The 1,261-nt window shown below is 35.2% G+C and carries 2 protein-coding genes; both read right to left on the reverse strand.

Annotated elements, in window-relative coordinates:
• Positions 1 to 38: 38 nt before the first annotated feature.
• On the reverse strand, positions 39 to 935 hold the full coding sequence (locus CXF67_RS09850; protein WP_257984651.1) for a tyrosine-type recombinase/integrase: 897 nt from the start codon (positions 933 to 935) through the stop codon (positions 39 to 41).
• A gap of 20 nt (positions 936 to 955) precedes the next feature.
• On the reverse strand, positions 956 to 1,177 hold the full coding sequence (locus CXF67_RS18790) for a hypothetical protein (protein WP_257984652.1): 222 nt from the start codon (positions 1,175 to 1,177) through the stop codon (positions 956 to 958).
• Positions 1,178 to 1,261 lie beyond the last annotated feature (84 nt).

Genomic DNA, 1,261 nt, shown 5'->3' on the forward strand with positions numbered 1-1,261 from the left:
AACCCTATTCAAATCTTCAGTATAGGGTATATATCTATTTAGGACGTTGTTTTATTTTCATCTAAACTAACACTTTCATACATAGTATCCAATGGACTTTTTATTGTTTTGTTATTAATCGCTAAAACTCGAGTATAAATCTCTGTCGTTTTTGAGCTATTATGACCTAAAGCGGCTTGGATATGTCTTAAACTTGTCCCCCGTTCCATAAGGTGTGTGGCAAAACTATGACGTAAAGTGTGTGGGGTACTCCAAGGGTTTCCGTTGGTGTCTTTTACAGCTTTACGATAAATACTTTGTATACTAGTACTGGAATATTGCCCACCAGTTTGCCCCTCGAACAACCAGTAAGCTGGCTTATAGATCTTGTAATACTCTCGAAGTAATTCTAGCAGATGCTTGCTAAGTACGGTATGCCTGTCCTTCTTTCCTTTGGAATCCTTAATAAAGATATAACCCTCTTCACTTCTTACGTCTACTACTCTTAGTCTAATCAATTCTCCAACTCGTAGGCCTGCACCGTAAATGGTGTGCAGGATAGTTTTGTGCTTCAAATTACTAGGGCTGTTAATGATCTCTTTAACTTCTTTACTATGAAGGACGTTTGGTAAATCTTGACTCTTTTTAGGTCTAGTGATGTTATAATATTCTCGTGGTAACCCTAAAGCATGCTCATAGTAGCACTTAATAGCGTTAATGATAGTGTTTTGGGCAGATTCGCTTATCTTATATTTACTGATCAATTCAAAAACATAGCCCTCTATTTGTTCTTTAGTGACTGATTTAAGAGATTGGTTTTCGAAATATTTAAAAAAAGGTTTTAGCGAGCTTTTATAATTATCGACTGTATTTTTACTAAACCCCTTTAAAACCATTTTTTGATGGGTTTTTTCAAGTTCTGCTTCACCCTGTCTGTTAAGGTTTATCTTGGGCATGCCCCTTGGCGCAGATTTTCCTACTTTAAGCACTTTACCGCCAAAGAGACTTTCAATTTTTTAAGATTCTCTACTGTATTAATCAGACTCCAAAGGTTTTGTTGAGGATGATAAAAGCTAGAGTCTAGTTTTTTAAAGCATTCCCGTTCAGCTTTCATAAGGAATGGAATATACACCTTAAACCGTTTGGCTTTTGGCAGTGCGGTATAGATTAGAATATTTTGATTTTTAGCTGCTTTCATTGTTTTTAGTCACATATAAATTATGTCAGGAGCTCCTAAATTAGTTAGAAATAAACTTAAAAGTCTGATCTTTTAATGACTTAT

The organism is Psychroflexus sp. MES1-P1E (assembly GCF_002836055.1).
Classification (GTDB): Bacteria; Bacteroidota; Bacteroidia; order Flavobacteriales; family Flavobacteriaceae; genus Psychroflexus.

Bases quoted from the DNA above. Each gene is read 5' to 3' on its own strand.
- CXF67_RS09850 (WP_257984651.1), bottom strand. From the start codon at position 935: ATGCCCAAGATAAACCTTAACAGACAGGGTGAAGCAGAACTTGAAAAA.
- CXF67_RS18790 (WP_257984652.1), bottom strand. From the start codon at position 1,177: ATGAAAGCAGCTAAAAATCAAAATATTCTAATCTATACCGCACTGCCA.